Origin of the sequence: Couchioplanes azureus (genome assembly GCF_014648355.1) — a bacterium.
GTDB classification, from domain to species: domain Bacteria; phylum Actinomycetota; class Actinomycetes; order Mycobacteriales; family Micromonosporaceae; genus Actinoplanes; species Actinoplanes azureus.
On sequence record NZ_BMQY01000031.1, the window covers coordinates 1 to 1,499 of the forward strand.

Annotated in this window: 1 protein-coding gene; it reads left to right on the forward strand. The window is 74.9% G+C overall.

Annotation, left to right across the window (positions count from 1 at the left end):
- On the forward strand, positions 1 to 1,499 hold a 1,499-nt coding region (locus IEY99_RS33710; protein WP_189208182.1), incomplete at both ends, for a DUF927 domain-containing protein.

Here is a 1,499-nt window from a genome sequence, read left to right on the forward strand (position 1 = left end):
ACATCGCCCCGCTGAAGCGGCAGTCGTTCGTCTGCCTGATGGCCGGCGAGAGCAGCAAGGGCAAGACCACCGGCCTGCTCGCCGCCAGCGCCGTGCACGGCGACCCGGAGCACCTGCTGCAGCCGTGGAACACCTCCCCGATCGGTCTCACCGCCGAACTGGGCGAGCTGGCCTGCCTACCCGCGTTCCGCGACGAGCTGTCCGCCGCCGGCTTGACCCCGGCCGCGCTGGAGACGCTGCTGTTCCGGGTTACCCAGGGCGCCCAGCGCACCACCGGCAAGCGCCTGGGCGGCGCCAAGCGGTCCGCGGCCTGGCATGGCACCCTGTTCACCGCGGGCAACCACACCATCCTGGGGCGCGTCGCCAACGAGGGCATCGCCGCCCGCGTGCTGGAGATCGCCGTCCCGATCGTGTCCTCCGCCGCCGAGAGCGAACGCATCGAGGCCCTGGTGCGCACCTTCTACGGCTGGCCGATGCGCTGGGCAATGGCCGCACCGCCCAGCCTCGACGACATCGCCGCCGCCCTGCTGCGCGCCGAGGACGCCCTGCACCTGCCCGGCGGGGGCGTGGCCCGACGCCTGGCCCGGCATGCCGCCCTGGCCGTCGTCGGCGCCGAGCGCCTGGAGACCCTGACCGACGCCGACGGGCTGCGCGACGCGGCGATCACCGGCGGCCGGCTAGTGCTGGACGGGCTGATCGCCGAGCTGCTGGAGCGCGGCATCCGCCCCGGCGAGCGGCTGCTGTCCGCGGTCGAGCAGGCCATCACGTCCCGCCCGGCCGCGTTCCCCACCAAGAACGACTACCTGACCGCGCTGTCCGGCGTCGACGGCCCGCGGCTGCCCAGCCAGATCGAGGGCTTCGCCCTGGAGCCAGCCGCCGACGGCCGCCAGCGCGTCGCCGTGCTGACCACCCACATGGACGCGATCGCCGCCTCGGTGGGCATGGACGACGCCCTGACCGGGCTGCGGCAGTTGCGCGAGGAGAAGGTGCTGGAGACCTCCGGCGAGGCCGACGGCCGGCTGCAGAAGCAGGAGCGCATCGGCAAGTACAAGCCCCGCTGCTACGTCTTCCGCCTGCCCGGCGACGCTCCCCAGCCCGAACCGGAGCAGCCGCCCACTGCGAGCGAGCCGCCGGGTCCGCCCGCCCCCAAGCACCCGTCCATCCCGGGCATGGAGGCGGAAATGCAGAATTCTACAAACGCTGAACAGGGAAAACAGGAAACCAATACGAACACCGCAGTCGCCCCGGCGGTCCCGGCCGCCCGCCGGCCCGAGGCCTCGCCGCCGCCCGCCGGCGCGCCCGCACCCGCCCCGGCCGCCGCGGTCCTCGCCCCGCGCGCCGCCCACCTGGTCACCCCCGGCGCCGGCCCCCAGACCGTGCTGCTGCCCGCCGAGTCCGCCGGCAGCCTCGCCGGCCTGCTCGCCTGGGGCGAGCAGATGCACCTGGGCTGGCCCGACCCCTCCGGGCTGCGCAAGCTGCGCGACGACGGCCAACTCTGG